Genomic DNA, 15,372 nt, shown 5'->3' with positions numbered 1-15,372 from the left:
CGCTGCCTGCCGGGATCTACTTGTCGGTCCTGTCTGGTGTCATTCCCTCCATGACCGCACAACACGTCCAGCCCGCCCTGGCAGGCACCGAGCTTCTGGTTCCGGGGCGCGACGGTGTGGTGCGGGTGCTGGGTGGCCCGGGTACCGGGAAGAGCTCGTTGTTGGTCAGCACCGCGGCCGAGCACATCGCGGCGGGCACCGATCCCGAGTCGGTGTTGTTGTTGACCGGTTCGGCCCGGTTGCGCTCAGAGGCCAGGGCCGCGGTCACCGCGCGGCTGCTCGCGGCCGGAACCCGTGGCGTGGTCCGGGAACCGCTGGTGCGCACCGTGCACTCCTACGCGTTCGCTCTGCTGCGGCTGGCGGCCCAGCGCAACGGTGATCCGCCGCCGCGGCTGATCACCACCGCAGAACAGGACGGCATCATCCGCGAGCTGCTGGCCGGGGATCTGGAGGACGGCGCCGACTCGCCCGTGGGCTGGCCCGAGCAGCTGTGGCCGGCGCTGAGCACCGCGGGCTTCGCCACCGAACTGCGTGATCTGCTGGCCCGCTGCACCGAGCGCGGTGTGGATCCACGTGCCCTGCAACGGCTGGGCCGTTCGGCGGGACGGCCGGAATGGTTGGCTGCGGGCCGGTTCGCGCAGGCCTACGAGCAGATCATGCTGCTGCGGTCGGCGGTCGGTATGGCCGCACCGCAGGCGACGGTGCCCGCACTGGGCGCGGCCGAACTCGTCGGAGCAGCGCTGGAAGCGCTGGGGACCGACGCCGACCTGCTGGCCGGTGAGCGCGCGCGGATCAGCCTGCTGCTGGTCGACGACGCACAGCACCTCGACCCGCAGGCCGCCCTGCTGGTCCGGGTGTTGGCGGCCCGGGCCGGTCTGACGGTGATCGCCGGCGATCCCGACCAGGCGGTGTTCGGGTACCGCGGTGCCGACCCGCTGTTGTTGCGCGATCACGGCGGCGAGGACACCCCGGCGATCACCCTCACCCGGTCGCACCGCTGCGCCCCCGCGGTGGCATCGGCCATCTCGGGTATCGCCCGCCGGCTGCCCGGTGTCGGGCCCGGCCGCGTGCTGGAGGGCACCCCGGAGCGCGGGCAGGGGGAGGTGACGCTGCGGATGGCAGCCACAGCGCATGCCGAGAACGCGTTCATCGCCGATGCCCTGCGTCGTGCCCATCTGGTTGACGGGGTGCCGTGGTCGCAGATGGCGGTGGTGGTGCGCTCGATCCCGCGGGTGGGTGCGGCACTGGCGCGGGCACTGAGCGGGGCCGGGGTGCCCGTGCAGGCGACGGGCCCCGATCTCGGGCTCGCACAACAGCCTGCGGTCGCGGCCCTGCTGACCGTGTTGGAGGCGACCTCGTCCGCTCACCTGGACGGCGACAGCGCGCTCAACCTGCTCACTGGCCCCATCGGCCGCGTCGACCCGGTGACCCTGCGGCAGTTGCGCCGGGCGTTGCGCCGGGCCGACGGCTCCACGCCGCCAAGAGGTTTCGCCGATCTGCTGGTCGCCGCGATCGACACTGAGCCGACCGGGCTGTCGGCCGAACACGTCAAGCCGCTGCGCCGGTTGCGGTCGGTGTTGGCCGCCGCCCGCCGGAGCGAGCGTGACGGCGCCGACCCGCGCTACACCCTGTGGCAGGCCTGGAACGCCTGCCGGTTGCAGCCGCGCTGGCTGGCCGCCAGCGAGCGGGGCGGCACCATCGGGGCGCAGGCCGACCGGGATCTGGACGCGGTCACGGCGTTGTTCGATGTGGCCGACCAGTATGTGAGCCGCACGGCGGGGGCGTCGCTGCGGGGGCTCGTCGACCACGTGGCGACACTGGGAACATCGATGTCGGCGTTGGATTCGAGCCCGCAGACCGACGCGGTGGCGGTGCTCAGCGCGCACGCCGCACTCGGCCGGGAATGGGACTTCGTGGTGATCGCCGGTGTGCAGGAAGGGTTGTGGCCCAACACCGTTCCACGTGGCGGCATCCTGGGCACACAGAATCTGGTGGATGTGCTCGACGGCGTGGCCGCGCCGGACGACCGGGCGGTTTCGACCCGGGCGCCGCTACTGGCCGAGGAGCGCCGGTTGTTGATGGCCGCCATGGGCCGGGCCCGGACCCGGCTGCTGGTGACCGCGGTCGACAGCGACGGTGGCGATGAATCGCTGCTGCCCTCGCCGTTCTGTGCCGAACTGGCCGAGGTGGCAACTGAATCCGTGCCGCTGCCGCCGTTGGCTGCTCCGCGGGTGCTGCTGCCATCGGCGGTGGTCGGTCGGCTGCGGGCCGTGGTGTGCGCCCCGGAAGGGGCCGTCGATGACGCGTCCCGATCTTGTGCCGCAACTCAATTGGCCAGGCTCGCTGCCGCAGGGGTGCCGGGCGCCGATCCGTCGCAATGGCACACCATGACCGCGCTGTCCACCGAGGAGCCACTGTGGTCGGATCCCGAACATGTGGTGAAGCTGTCCCCGTCGACGCTGCAGATGCTGACCGACTGCCCGCTGCGTTGGCTGCTGGAACGCCACGGCGGCAGCGACGGCCGCGACGTGCGCTCGACGGTCGGTTCCTTGCTGCACGCGCTGGTGTCCGACTCCGGCAAGACCGAGAGCCAGCTGGTCACCGACCTGGAAAAGGTCTGGGAAGACCTGCCTTTCGAGGCGAAGTGGTACTCGGACAACGAGTTGTCGCGGCACCGGGCGATGCTGGAGACCTTTACCCGCTGGCGCGCGGACTCCCGGGGCCAGTTGACCGAGGTCGCCACCGAGATCGACGTGGACGGTGTGATCGTCGAGCCGGGGCCCGACGGCCCCGGCGTCCAGGTGCGGGGCCGGCTGGACCGGCTTGAACGCGACCGGGCGGATCGGCTCGTCGTGGTCGACCTCAAGACCGGCAAGAGTCCGGTCACCAAAGATGACGCGCAGAAGCACGCCCAGCTGGCCACCTACCAGCTCGCGGTGGCCGCGGGGTTGTTACCCCACGGCGACGAGCCGGGCGGCGGCCGGTTGGTATACCTGGGCAAGGCGGGGGCGGCCGGCGCCACCGAACGCGAACAGGATCCGATGACACCCGACACCCGTGCCGACTGGTTGGGCACCGTGGCCGACGCCGCGGCGGCCACGGCCGGCCCGCGGTTCGCAGCCCGCGTCAACGACGGCTGCGCGAATTGCCCGGTGCGGTCATCGTGCCCGGCCCAGGCGGTCGGGGACCGGTCATGACGGACGCCGCGAAGGTGGGCGCGCGGTACAGCCCGGCCGAACTGTCGACCGCGCTGGGCTTGTTCCCGCCGACCGACGAGCAGGCGGCGGTGATCGCGGCGCCGCCGGGACCCGTTGTGGTGATCGCCGGTGCGGGCGCAGGCAAGACCGAGACCATGGCGGCGCGGGTGGTCTGGCTGGTGGCCAACGGGTATGCCACGCCATCGCAGGTGCTGGGGCTGACCTTCACCCGTAAAGCCGCCGGGCAGCTGCTGCGCCGGGTGCGCACCCGGCTGGCCCGGCTCGCCGGTGCCGGTCTGGCGCCGGTACATGGCGCGGGCGACGAGTCGGTGGAGTCGGCGACGGTCAGCACTTATCACGCGTTCGCCGGCACGCTGCTGCGCGAGCACGGGTTGCTGCTCCCGGTCGAACCGGACACCCGACTGCTCAGCGAGACCGAACTGTGGCAATTGGCCTTCGAAGTGGTGTGTGCGCACCCGGGAGAGCTCGCCATCGAGAAGACGCCGGCCGCGGTCACCGGCATGGTGCTGCGCCTGGCCGGTGCGCTCGCCGAGCATCTGGTCGACACCGATCAGCTGCGCGACACCCATGTGGAGTTGGAGCGGCTGGTGCACACCCTGCCTGCCGGGCCTTATCAGCGCGACCGCGGGCCCAGCCAGTGGCTGCTGAAAATGCTGGGGACGCAGACCGAGCGCACCGAGCTGGTGCCGCTGATCGATGCGCTGCACCAGCGGATGCGTGCCGACAAGGTGATGGATTTCGGTATGCAGATGTCCGCGGCGGCCCGGCTGGCCTCGAAGTTCCCGCAGGTCGGCGAGCAACTGCGCCAACGTTTCCGGGTGGTGCTGCTCGATGAGTACCAGGACACCGGGCATGCGCAGCGGGTCGCGTTGTCCTCGCTGTTCGGTGGCGGCGTCGATGACGGCCTGGCGCTCACCGCCGTGGGGGATCCGATCCAGTCGATCTACGGCTGGCGGGGCGCGTCGGCGACGAACCTGCCTCGGTTCACCACGGATTTTCCGCTCGCCGACGGCACGCCGGCACCCACCCTGGAACTGCGGACCAGCTGGCGCAACCCGCCGGGTGCCCTGCACCTGGCCAACGCGGTGTCGGCCGAGGCACGCCGCCGTTCGGTGACCGTGCATGAGCTGCGGCCCCGGCCGGACGCCGAGCCAGGCACCATCCGGTGCGCGCTGCTGTCCGATGTCGAGACCGAACGTGACTGGGTGGCAGATCATCTGGCCCGGGTCTATCACGGCGCGGTGGCTCAGGGTGCGGCCACACCCACCGCTGCGGTGCTGGTACGGCGCAACGCCGACGCAGCGCCGATGGCCGAGGCGCTGAGCGCCCGCGGGGTACCCGTCGAGGTGGTCGGGGTGGCCGGACTGCTGGCTGTGCCCGAGGTGGCCGACCTGGTCGCGATGCTGCGGCTGGTGGCCGATCCGGCCGCGGGGTCGGCGGTGATGCGGGTGCTGACGGGGCCGCGATGGCGATTCGGAGCCCGCGACATCGCCGCGTTGTGGCGGCGCGCCAGGGAACTCGACGACAGGTCGGTGGGGGAGCCCAGCCCCGCCGAGATCGTGGCACAGGCCGCCCCGGATGCCGATTCGGCCTGCCTGGCCGACGCGATCTGCGATCCCGGTGCCGCCGAACACTATTCGCAGGCGGGCTTTCAGCGGATCGAGGCGCTCGGACGCGAGCTGACCATGCTGCGGGCGCATCTGAGTCACCCGCTGCCCGAGTTGGTGGCCGAGGTGCGACGCGTCGCAGGCCTGGATGCCGAAGCTCGTGCGGCGCGGCCCGTTGCGTCGGGGTGGACGGGGACCGAAAACCTCGACACGTTCGGTGATCTCGTCGCCGATTTCGCCGGACGGCCGGGCGGGTCGGTGCTCGCGCTGCTGGCCTATCTGGATGTGGCCGCCGAGGTCGAGAACGGACTGGCTCCCGCCGAATTGACGGTGTCACATGACCGGGTGCAGATCCTCACCGTGCACGCCGCCAAGGGGCTGGAATGGCAGGTGGTGGCCGTCCCGCATCTGAGTGGCCGGGTATTTCCGTCGACGGCGTCGGCCCGCACCTGGCTCACCGATCCGTCGGATCTGCCTCCGCTGCTGCGCGGCGACCGCGCGACCGAATCGGAGCTCGGTGTGCCGGTGCTCGACACCTCCGACATCAACGATCGGAAGATCCTGTCGGACAAGATCTCCGATCACAAGCGCAGCCTCGAACAGCGCCGTGTCGACGAGGAGCGCCGGCTGCTCTACGTCGCGATCACCCGGTCCGAGGACACCTTGCTGATCTCGGGGCATCACTGGGGTGCGACCGAGAGCAAGCCGCGCGGCCCATCGGAATTCCTGTGTGAGATCAAGTCCATCGTGGAGGACGCCGCCGCGCAGGGCCATCCGTGCGGCGAGATCGAACAGTGGGCTCCGGACCCGCCCGTCGGCGAGGTGAACCCGTTGCGGGACAAGGCTGTCGAGGCCATCTGGCCCGCCGCTCCGGCCAGGGCTTCTGATGTCGACCGGGGTGCGGCGCTGGTGGCGCAGGTGCTGGCGGGCGACCGTGGTCAAGAGGGCAGCACGCAAAACGACGATGACGACGTCGACGGTGAGGGCTGGGCCGCCGACGTCGATGCCCTACTGGCAGAACGGGATCGCGCACCGCAGGTGGCCCCGGTCGAACTACCCGGTCAGCTGTCGGTCAGCACCTTGGTGGAGCTCAGTCGTGATCGGCAGGCCGCCTTGCAGCGCCTGCACCGGCGGTTGCCCCAACGTCCGGATCCGAACGCCCTGCTGGGCACTGCCTTCCACGAGTGGGTGCAGCGGTTCTTCCATTCCGAGCGGTTGTTCGACCTCGACGACCTGCCCGGCGCCGTGGACGGCGAGAGCGGACGGGCCAGTGCAGCAGAACTGTCCGAGCTGCAGGACGCCTTCGTGATGTCGTCGTGGGCCGCCCGCACCCCGATCGAGGTGGAGGTGCCGTTCGACATGGCGATCGGGCGGAGCCGGACCACCGTCGTGCGGGGCCGCATCGACGCGGTGTTCGCGCAGGACGACGGCACCACCACCGTGGTGGACTGGAAGACCGGCGAGCCGCCGTCGACTCCGGAAGCCATGGCGCAGGCGGCAGTTCAGCTCGCGGTATATCGCCTGGCCTGGGCCTCGCTGCGCGGGTGCCCACCGGAATCGGTGCGGGCCGCGTTCCATTACGTGCGCTCGGGAAAGACCGTGAGTCCCGAATCGCTGCCCGGCGAGGACGAACTCGTCGCATTGCTGGCCGACCCCACGACCGGTTCGCAGGATCTCCCGCAGCAGCCCTAGCCGGGTCCGGCTGAGGTCAGGTGATGGCGGTGCCCACCAACAGGCCGATCAGATAGGTGATCACCAGGGCCAGGCCGCCACCGATCACGTTGCGCAGCACCGCGCGTCCCTTCGGCGCCCCACCCATCCCGGCCGACACCGCCCCGGTGAGCATCAGTGCCAGCAGCACCGCCACCACGGTCACCGGGATCCGCCATGTCGTCGGTGGAATCAGGATCGCGATCAACGGCAGTAGCGCACCGATGGTGAACGACAACGCCGAGGACACGGCCGCCTGCCAAGGGTTCGTCAGATCCTTGGGGTCGATGCCCAATTCGACCTCGGCGTGTGCGGCGAACGCGTCGTGGTCGGTGAGCTCCTCGGCCACGGTGCGCGCGGTCGCCGTGGTAAGGCCCTTCGTCTCGTAGAGCGCGGTCAACTCGTCCAGTTCGGCGGCCGGGTCGTCCCGCAACTCGCGGCGTTCCTTGCGTAGCAGTGCGCGTTCGGTGTCACGCTGGGTGCTCACCGAGACGTACTCACCCAACGCCATCGACACCGCGCCGGCGGCCAGGCCGGCGATACCCGCGGTCAGAATCGGTGCCTTCTCGACCGTGGCGGCGGCCACGCCCACGACGATGCCTGCCGTGGAGACGATGCCGTCGTTCGCGCCCAAAACCCCGGCACGAAGCCAGTTGAGTCTCGACGACAGCGAACCCACGTGCGGTTCGGATGGGTGGCTGGTATCCGTCACGGTCTGACGATATCGGCGAAAACTACACTCCACCAGCAACGATAGCCTTGCCAAACTTGGCGCCTCGCGAGGCCCGGAGCGGTTCCGGGTAACGAAACGGGTTGCTGCCCAGGCGTTCTGGTTGGACGGCGAGCCGGAAGTGGGCGGCTAGGAGTTGCGGTACACCCGCAGGGCCCAGGTGATCATCGGGATCTGCAGCGGCAGCCGGGCGATCGCCACGATCCGCAAGGGCCAGGGCTTGTCCCACCACAGCCGGACCATGTTCACGTTCCCGGGGAACACGGCGATGAACAACGCCACGGCGGCCAGCGCGCCGAGTTTCCGGGTGCGGGGCACGGCCACCAAGGCTCCGGTGGCCAGCTCGCCCACCCCGGAGGCATAGGTGTAGAAGCGGGCGCTGCCCGGCAGCTCGGCCGGGATGATGGAGTCGAAGGGTTTGGGCGCGACGAAGTGCAGCGTGCCCATGCCCAGGAGCAGGGCTGCCATGCGTTGGGCGGAGGAGATCCGCTGAGGCTCGGGTGCGGTCATGGTTACATTGTGGCGTGCGTCTGATCAGATTGATCCCGGCGCGTCCCGGGGCGCTTTGCTCGATGATGGGGTCGCGTGGCTAAAGGCAGGCTGCGGCGCCGCCTCGCCGCGATCGACTCGAACCTGACCTCGCGCCCGGACGCCGCGCTCGTCGATGTGTTGCGCATCCCCGAGCCGTTCGTCAGTCCGGCTCGCAAGATCTTCATGCGGGTGCTCTACGCATTGGGTGCGTTGTTCGCCGCGGTGCTGATCGTCTACGCGGATCGCTACGGCTACCGGGACAACGACAGCGCTCCGGATGTCAACAATCCGCTTTCGTTCCTGGACTGCCTGTACTACGCGACGGTGTCACTGTCGACGACCGGTTACGGCGACATCACGCCGTACACGGATTCGGCGCGCCTGGTGAACGTCATCGTCATCACGCCGCTGCGGGTGGCCTTCCTGATCGTTCTCATCGGTACCACCGTGGAAACCCTGACCACCCAATCCCGGCAGGCGCTGAAGATTCAGCGATGGAGGAACAAAGTGCGTAACCACACCGTCGTCGTCGGATACGGCACCAAGGGCCGGACGGCGGTCGCCGCGATGGTCGGCGATGAGGTCTCTCCGGCCGACATCGTCGTCGTCGACGAGAACGCGGCCGCGCTGGAACGCGCCAAGGGCGCCGGGTTGGTGACCGTGCACGGCGACGCCACCAATTCCGGTGTCCTGAGGCTGGCGGGTGCCCAGCATGCCAAGTCGATCATCGTCGCGGCGGATAACGACGCCAGCGCGGTGCTGGTCACGTTGACGGCTCGTGAGTTGGCGCCCAAAGCCAAGATCATTGCGGCGGTGCGGGAATCGGACAACCTGCATCTGCTCAAACAGTCGGGCGCGGACTCCACGGTGGTGTCGTCCGAGACCGCAGGCCGGCTGCTCGGTATTGCGACCCAGACTCCCAGCGTGGTGGAGATGATGGAGGATCTGCTGACCCCAGATGCCGGCTTCGCCATCGCCGAGCGCGAGGTGACGCCGAAGGAGGAGGGCGGCTCGCCACGGCATCTGCACGACATCGTGCTGGGGGTGGTGCGCGGAGGCCGTCTGGTGCGGGTCGATGCACCCGAGGTGGATGCACTCGAGGCCGGGGACCGGCTGCTCTACATCCGCAGTGCGGACGCCGAGCGATGACAGACCGCCTCACCTTCGGCCTGCGCAACGTCCCGCTGCTCTCGCGCGTCGGTGCCGATCGCGCCGATGCGCTGCGTACCGATATCGATGCCGCAACCGAGGGCTGGCGGGACGCGCTGTTGCTGCGGGTCGACCGGCGCAACCAGGTGTTGATCTCCGGTGGTCAGGTGGTGCTCGGCAAGGCCTCCAGCCTGGGCGGGGACAAGCCGCCGGAGCACGCGGTGTTCCTGGGCCGGCTGAGCGATGGGCGCCACGTCTGGGGCGTTCGGAGTGCGCTGGAGGCCCCGGAGGATCCCGAGGCGCCCGCCGAGGTGCTCGACCTACGCCGGGCCGGTGAGGTCTTCGACGATGTCAGCGCCCAGTTGGTGGCGACGGCGACCGCACTGCTGAACTGGCATGACAGGGCCCGGTTCAGTGCGGTGGACGGTGCGGCGACGCGGTCGGCCAAAGGCGGCTGGTCGCGGGTCGACCCGGTCAGCGGTCACGAGGAGTTCCCACGGATCGATCCCGCGGTGATCTGTCTGGTCCATGACGGCCACGACCGTGCGGTGCTGGCGCGGCAGACGGCGTGGCCCGAGCGGTTGTTCTCGATCCTGGCCGGATTCGTCGAGGCCGGAGAGTCCTTCGAGACGTGTGTGGTGCGTGAGATCGCTGAGGAGGTCGGCCTCACGGTGACCGACGTGCAGTATCTGGGCAGCCAGCCGTGGCCGTTCCCGCGGTCGCTGATGGTCGGTTTCCACGCCATCGGCGATCCGGAACAGCCCTTCTCGTTCAACGACGGGGAGATCGCCGAGGCCGACTGGTTCACCCGGGCCGAGATCCGCGAGGCGCTGGATCAGGGCGACTGGAGTGCGGCCGACGGCGATTCCCGGTCGAGGCTGCTGCTGCCCGGATCGATCTCGATTGCCCGCGAGATCATCGAGTCCTGGGCGGCCCTGGACTGACGCCGGTCTGCTGGCAGCTCAGCTGAGCTTGGCCTTGACCTGCTTGATGGTGGGGTTGGTCAGCGTCGACCCGTCGGCGAACTTCACCGTCGGCACCACATGGTTGCCGCCGTTGACCGAGCCGACGAACTCGGCTGCAGCCGGATCCTGCTCGATGTCGACCTCGGTCCACGAGATGCCCTCTGACTTCAGCGCGGTCTTGAGCCGCGAGCAGTAGCCGCACCAGGTGGTGGTGTACATGGTCAGAGCAGTCGGTGTAGCAGTCATAGTGCACATAACGTAGCCGAACCACCGACTGATGCCCGCGGTGACACAGGTCTCCGGCCCGCAGCGGTAAGTTGCTAATCCGCAGTGGACGGAGCTGAAACATGACCAGGTTGGTGCCGCCGGTAGCCGGCGACCCGCATGCGCTCGACGAGTTGCGGTTGCAGGTGCGGCAGTTTGTCACCGAGCAGCAGCAGGCCGGAAAGATCGGCCGGTACGCCGACAGCTGGCTGACCGGTTGGGACGAGGACTTCAGCCGGGCGCTGGCAGCCCGCGGTTGGCTGGGCATGACGGTGCCCGTCGCATACGGCGGCCACGGGCGCAGCCACCAGGAGCGGTTCGTGGTCACCGAGGAACTGCTGGCAGCCGGGGCTCCGGTGGGGGCGCACTGGATCGCCGACCGCCAGATCGTTCCGTCGTTGCTCAAGTACGGCACCGAGGAACAGCGACGAAAGTTCTTGCCCGCCATAGCCAAAGGCGAGTGCTACTTCGGTATCGGGATGAGCGAGCCGGATTCGGGATCAGATCTGGCCAGCGTGCGCACCAAAGCGGTTCCGGTCGACGGAGGTTGGGCGATCACCGGTGCCAAGGTATGGACGTCGGGGGCGCATCTGGCGCACGCGTTCATCTGCCTGGCCCGCAGCGCGCCGGTGGATCCCGCGCACCGTCACGACGGACTGAGCCAGTTCCTCGTCGACCTGCGTGCCCCCGGCGTGGACATCCGGCCCATCATCTCGATGAACGGCAAGCATCATTTCAACGAGGTGATCCTGGATGAGGTTTTCGTGCCCGACGCCATGGTGTTCGGCACCATCGGCAACGGCTGGCAGCAGGTGACCTCGGAGCTGAGCTTCGAACGCAGTGGGCCCGAGCGCTTCCTGTCGACGTTCCCGCTGCTGGCCGACATGGCGACACACATGCGTGACGGATCTCTGCCCCGGCACACCGACCTGGGGCGCTACCTGGGCCGCATCACCGGTCTGCACCAGATGTCGATGGCGGTCGCCGGCGCGCTGGAACGGCACGAACCGGCCGATACCGCGGCGGCCGTGGTCAAGGTGTTGGGGACATCCACCGAAGGAGACATCGCCGATTTCGCCGATGTGCTCGGTGAGACCGACGACGAGGGGTACCGCTCCATGCTGGCCGATGCGGTGGTCCAACGCCCGGGGTTCACCCTTCGCGGCGGTACCAACGAGGTGTTGCGTGGGGTCATCGCGCGCGGACTGGGGATGAGATGAGCGTCGACGCCGAACTGGTCGAGATGATGTCGGCGGTCTTCGCCGCGCACCGTGAACAACATCAGCCCGACGAGGGCATCGCCGAATTATGGGGCAGGCTGGGGGAACTCGGACTGGTCCGGCTCACCGGGTCAGAGGAGTCCGGGGGCAGTGGCGCGGGCTGGGCCGAGGCTGTCGAGTTGCTGCGCGCGGCCGCTTCACACGGCGTGACGATCCCGCTGGCCGAACATGATCTGCTGGCCTGCTGGTTGTTGGAGACGGCGGGACTGGAGATCGACGACGCGCGACGCACCGCCTGTCTGCTCGACGACACCGGAGTCGCGCGCGGCGTGCCCTGGGCGGCCGGCTCCGATCGGGTGGTGCTGCTCTGGCGCGACGGTGCCGGCTACCGCGTGACCGACGCGGACATCGCCACGTTGTCGGTCACGGCAGGACACAACAACGCGGGGGAGCCACGTGACGAGGTCCGTGTGGATCCAGCCGCCTTGACCGGAAACCCGGTGCCCGACAACGTGGTCGGACAGTTCGCGCACCGGGCCGCCCTGGTGCGCGCCGTCCAGGTGTGTGCCGCGCTGGACCAGATCCTGGCGTTGTCGGTGGCGCATGCCGGCGAACGGACCCAGTTCGGCCGGCCGCTGGCCAAGTTCCAGGCCGTGCAGAACCTGGTTGCCGACATCGCCGCCGAGTCGGCGCTGGCCCGAGCCGCCACCGACGGTGCGCTGGCCGAGGCGCTGCGATCAGACTGGTCCTCGTCGCACCTGGACTTCCTTGTCGCCGTGGCACGTTCGTGCGCCGGACATGCCACGTCGGTGGTGGTGCGCAACGCCCATCAGGTGCACGGTGCCATCGGCACCACGCGCGAGCACCGGCTGCACGAGTTCACCATGCCCGCATTGTCGTGGCGTTCGGAGTACGGCTCGGTTGCGCACTGGGATCAGGTCCTCACCGACTACGCCACCACTGCCGGGGCGGACGGCTTGTGGGCGTGGGTCACCGCCACCGGCAGCTGACCGGTTCGCCGTCGACGATTCGGAATGTCGACGATATGACACCCGCTGTCCTATGGGACCATGTGCCGGAGCGGGGTTTTCTGACCTGAGCAGGAGGTGTTGTGAGCGCTCTCTTGCGTGCTGTGCGTCAACAGCGGGGCATGACCCTTGAGGAACTCGCCGAGGCCACCGGCCTGACCAAGAGCTACCTGTCCAAGGTCGAACGGCAGAGGTCCACCCCGTCCATCGCGGTCGCGATGAAAGTGGCCCGTGCGCTCGAGGTCGATGTCGCACAGTTGTTTTCCGAGGATCCAGCGGTCACGACGTTGTCGATCGATCGCGCCGGCGAGCGGGGAGCCAACCGGTATCAGGCCGTGGCCGCCGGGATGCTGGGAAAGTCGATGTCGCCGTTCATCGTGCGGCCGACACCCAAGTTCGCCGAGCACCCGCATCCAGAGCACGCCGGGCAGGAACTGGTGTTCGTCCACGCAGGGGTGGTGGAGCTGCGCTACCGGGACGAATTGGTCATCCTCGAGCCCGGCGACTGTGCGTACTTCGACGCCTCTCTACCTCACCAATTACGGCAGCGGGGGAGTGCTCCCAGCGAGGTTCTGGTGATCACCCACACCGAGTACAGCCGCAATCGCTGACCGTCGTCGCTTCACGCCTCCCGCGTACCCCCTGAGCGCTCAGCGCTGAATGTGGCACCCGCATGGTTGACGATAGGACACAAAGTGTCCTATCGTTCGTGATGTGTCTCCTGCGGAGTTCCAATCGGGAAGGTGGACCGAGATGACGACGACACTCGGTGATTCGAAACAAGTTCTGATGCAGCGCGCCCTCGACGGCCTGTCGGCCCATATCGAGGAGTCCACGCTGACGACGCGGCAGAAGCTGGCCCTGACCTGCCGGGCACTGTTCGACGCGGGCCACGATTCGGGTCTCGCCGGCCAGATCACCGCGCGGGCCGAGAAGCCGGGTACCTACTACACCCAGCGACTCGGTCTGGGCTTCGACGAGATCACCGAAGACAACCTGCTGCTCGTCGACGAGGATCTCAATGTTCTCGACGGCGCGGGAATGGCGAACCCCGCCAATCGCTTCCACACCTGGATCTACCGTGCGCGGCCGGATGTGCAGTGCATCGTGCACACCCATCCGTTCCACGTCGCCGCGCTCTCGATGCTGGAAGTGCCGTTGCAGGTGTCGCAGATGGATATCGCTCCGTTGTACGACGACTGCGCCTTCCTGGCCGACTGGCCCGGCGTTCCGGTCGGCAACGAAGAGGGCGAGATCATCAGTGCCGCGCTGGGGGACAAGAAGGCGATCTTGTTGGCGCACCACGGTCACGTGATCGCCGGAGCCAGCATCGAGGAGTCGTGCTCGCTGGCGATGCTGATCGAGCGGGGCGCCAAGCTCCAATTGGCTGCCATGGCAGCGGGAACGATCGCCGATCTGCCTCCGCGGCTGGCGCGTGAGGCGCATGACTGGACGTTGCGGCCCAAGCGCAGTCAGGCCAACTTCGCCTACTACGCCCGCCGCGCGTTGCGCAATCATCCCGACGCGCTGACGAGTTGACCCCCGAACCGGCCCAACCACACCCAAGGACCCGAACATGCCCTCCAGCAATGAAATTCACGGAATTCTCGCCTATCCGGTGACGCCCTTCACCGACGGCCAGCAGGTCGACACGGGCAAGCTCGCCGCCCTGGTCGACCGTCTGGTGACCGGCGGAGCGCACGCGATCGTCCCGCTCGGCAGCACCGGTGAGTCGGCGTATCTCACCGAAGCCGAGTTCGATGCCGTCATCGACACCACCATCGGCGTGGTCGACCGCCGGGTGCCCGTCATCATCGGTGCATCAGATCTGACCACTGCCAACACCATTCGCCGGGCGCAGTATGCCGAGCGGGCCGGCGCCGATGCCGTGATGGTGCTGCCCATCTCCTACTGGAAACTGTCCGAACGGGAGATCGCCCAGCACTACGCGTCGATCGGCGCCGCGATCGGCATTCCGATCATGGTGTACAACAACCCCGCCACCAGTGGCATCGACATGCGGCCCGAACTGCTGGTCCAGATGTTCACCGACATCGACAACGTCACCATGGTCAAGGAATCCACCGGTGACATCACCCGCATGGAGCGCCTGTCCGAGCTCACCGGCGGCGAGCTGCCGTTCTACAACGGCAGTAACCCCATGATCCTCAAGGCCTTCAAGGCGGGGGCCGAGGGCTGGTGCACCGCGGCGCCGAACCTGATGCCGCAGCCGTGCCTGGATCTCTACGCCGCGGCGCAGGCCGGAGACTGGACGAAGGCCGAGGCCATCTACGCCGAGATCAAGCCGTTCCTGGAGTTCATCGTGGCCGGCGGCCTGCCCACCACCATCAAGGGTGGACTCGAACTGTTGGGTCAGGGCGTCGGAGACCCGCGTCCACCGCTGCTGCCCCTCGACCACACCGGCAGCGAGGAGCTGCGCCGGTTACTGCTCTGAACCCTGCCTGCCCAACAGCTTTCGGGTACGGGCAGGCGCCGCGGCCGGGATGTCGCCGAGGATGTCGGCGAGCGTGACGCCGTCGAGGCTGGCCCGCCAGGCCTGGTGGGCATCGGCCATCTTCACCGCAAGGATGCACTCGTGGCGGCACCAGCTCGCGGGGAGGGCGCCGCGGCCCTGCCTGCGGATCTCGCGGCATTCGTAGGGTGGCGACGCGCCGTCGACGGCCTCGACGATCTGCAGCAGTGTGATCTCGACGGGTGACCGCCCGAGCCGGAAGCCGCCGCGCGGACCGGTCGTGGCGGCCAGCACACCCGCGCGGGTCAGCGCCTGCAGTTGTTTGGCCAGATAGGCGGCGGGCAGGTCGAAATACTCCGCGAGATCGGCGGCCGCCGCGGTGGTCCCCGGCTCGAGCTGCGCCAGCGACGTCGCGCAATGCAGGGCCCACTCCGTGGCCACGGGAAGTTTCACAGCTCGTACTTTATTACAGATATT

At 68.7% G+C, this 15,372-nt stretch carries 13 protein-coding genes; 9 read left to right on the top strand and 4 right to left on the bottom strand.

What is annotated here, in order from left to right:
* The first annotated feature begins 50 nt into the window (after positions 1–50).
* Both ACNQR1_RS27815 and ACNQR1_RS27810 read left to right on the top strand, forming a co-directional pair.
* Positions 51–3,197: an ATP-dependent helicase gene (locus ACNQR1_RS27815; RefSeq protein WP_418048828.1), complete on the top strand. Its 3,147-nt coding sequence runs from the start codon at positions 51–53 to the stop codon at positions 3,195–3,197.
* A gap of 14 nt (positions 3,198–3,211) precedes the next feature.
* Positions 3,212–6,517: an ATP-dependent helicase gene (locus tag ACNQR1_RS27810; RefSeq protein WP_418050532.1), complete on the top strand. Its 3,306-nt coding sequence runs from the start codon at positions 3,212–3,214 to the stop codon at positions 6,515–6,517.
* Positions 6,518–6,533: 16 nt separating this feature from the next.
* Here the strand turns inward: ACNQR1_RS27810 and ACNQR1_RS27805 are convergent, their stop codons facing one another.
* Entirely contained in the window at positions 6,534–7,247 is a 714-nt protein-coding gene (locus ACNQR1_RS27805; protein WP_418048827.1) for a VIT1/CCC1 transporter family protein, read from the bottom strand.
* A gap of 147 nt (positions 7,248–7,394) precedes the next feature.
* Positions 7,395–7,775, bottom strand: coding sequence for a hypothetical protein (locus tag ACNQR1_RS27800; protein ID WP_418048826.1), 381 nt, complete (start codon positions 7,773–7,775; stop codon positions 7,395–7,397).
* Between the two features lie 75 nt (positions 7,776–7,850).
* On the opposite strand from ACNQR1_RS27800, the gene ACNQR1_RS27795 reads away from it, so the two are divergent.
* Complete coding sequence (locus ACNQR1_RS27795; RefSeq protein ID WP_418048825.1) at positions 7,851–8,945, top strand: potassium channel family protein; 1,095 nt, start codon at positions 7,851–7,853, stop codon at positions 8,943–8,945.
* Positions 8,942–9,889, top strand: a complete 948-nt coding sequence (gene nudC / locus ACNQR1_RS27790) for an NAD(+) diphosphatase (RefSeq protein ID WP_418048824.1) — start codon at positions 8,942–8,944, stop codon at positions 9,887–9,889. The genes ACNQR1_RS27795 and nudC overlap by 4 nt, the downstream gene beginning before the upstream one ends.
* Positions 9,890–9,907: 18 nt before the next feature.
* Here the strand turns inward: nudC and ACNQR1_RS27785 are convergent, their stop codons facing one another.
* On the bottom strand, positions 9,908–10,156 hold the full coding sequence (locus ACNQR1_RS27785; RefSeq protein ID WP_170856455.1) for a mycoredoxin: 249 nt from the start codon (positions 10,154–10,156) through the stop codon (positions 9,908–9,910).
* 101 nt (positions 10,157–10,257) lie between these two features.
* Here ACNQR1_RS27785 and ACNQR1_RS27780 point away from each other — a divergent pair, with 101 nt between their 5' ends.
* The 5 genes from ACNQR1_RS27780 (at position 10,258) to ACNQR1_RS27760 (ending at position 14,877) form a co-directional block, all read left to right on the top strand.
* Entirely contained in the window at positions 10,258–11,394 is a 1,137-nt protein-coding gene (locus tag ACNQR1_RS27780; protein WP_418048823.1) for an acyl-CoA dehydrogenase family protein, read from the top strand.
* Entirely contained in the window at positions 11,391–12,404 is a 1,014-nt protein-coding gene (locus tag ACNQR1_RS27775) for an acyl-CoA dehydrogenase family protein (RefSeq protein WP_418048822.1), read from the top strand. Before ACNQR1_RS27780 ends, ACNQR1_RS27775 begins: the two co-directional genes overlap by 4 nt.
* 101 nt (positions 12,405–12,505) lie before the next feature.
* Positions 12,506–13,033, top strand: coding sequence for a helix-turn-helix domain-containing protein (locus ACNQR1_RS27770; RefSeq protein WP_418048821.1), 528 nt, complete (start codon positions 12,506–12,508; stop codon positions 13,031–13,033).
* A gap of 142 nt (positions 13,034–13,175) precedes the next feature.
* Positions 13,176–13,961: an aldolase gene (locus ACNQR1_RS27765; protein WP_418048820.1), complete on the top strand. Its 786-nt coding sequence runs from the start codon at positions 13,176–13,178 to the stop codon at positions 13,959–13,961.
* Positions 13,962–13,998: 37 nt separating this feature from the next.
* The gene (locus tag ACNQR1_RS27760; RefSeq protein ID WP_418048819.1) at positions 13,999–14,877 is read left to right on the top strand and encodes a dihydrodipicolinate synthase family protein; all 879 of its coding nucleotides are present in this window, start codon (positions 13,999–14,001) and stop codon (positions 14,875–14,877) included.
* On the opposite strand, the gene ACNQR1_RS27755 is transcribed toward ACNQR1_RS27760, so the two are convergent.
* Complete coding sequence (locus ACNQR1_RS27755; protein ID WP_418048818.1) at positions 14,866–15,348, bottom strand: RrF2 family transcriptional regulator; 483 nt, start codon at positions 15,346–15,348, stop codon at positions 14,866–14,868. The two genes, ACNQR1_RS27760 and ACNQR1_RS27755, sit on opposite strands and share 12 nt — an antisense overlap.
* Positions 15,349–15,372 lie beyond the last annotated feature (24 nt).

It is taken from the genome of Mycobacterium sp. 48b (assembly GCF_048282725.1).
Lineage (GTDB): Bacteria > Actinomycetota > Actinomycetes > Mycobacteriales > Mycobacteriaceae > Mycobacterium.
The sequence above is the reverse complement of the archived record's forward strand: the minus strand, read 5'-3'. Positions and strand labels throughout refer to the sequence as shown.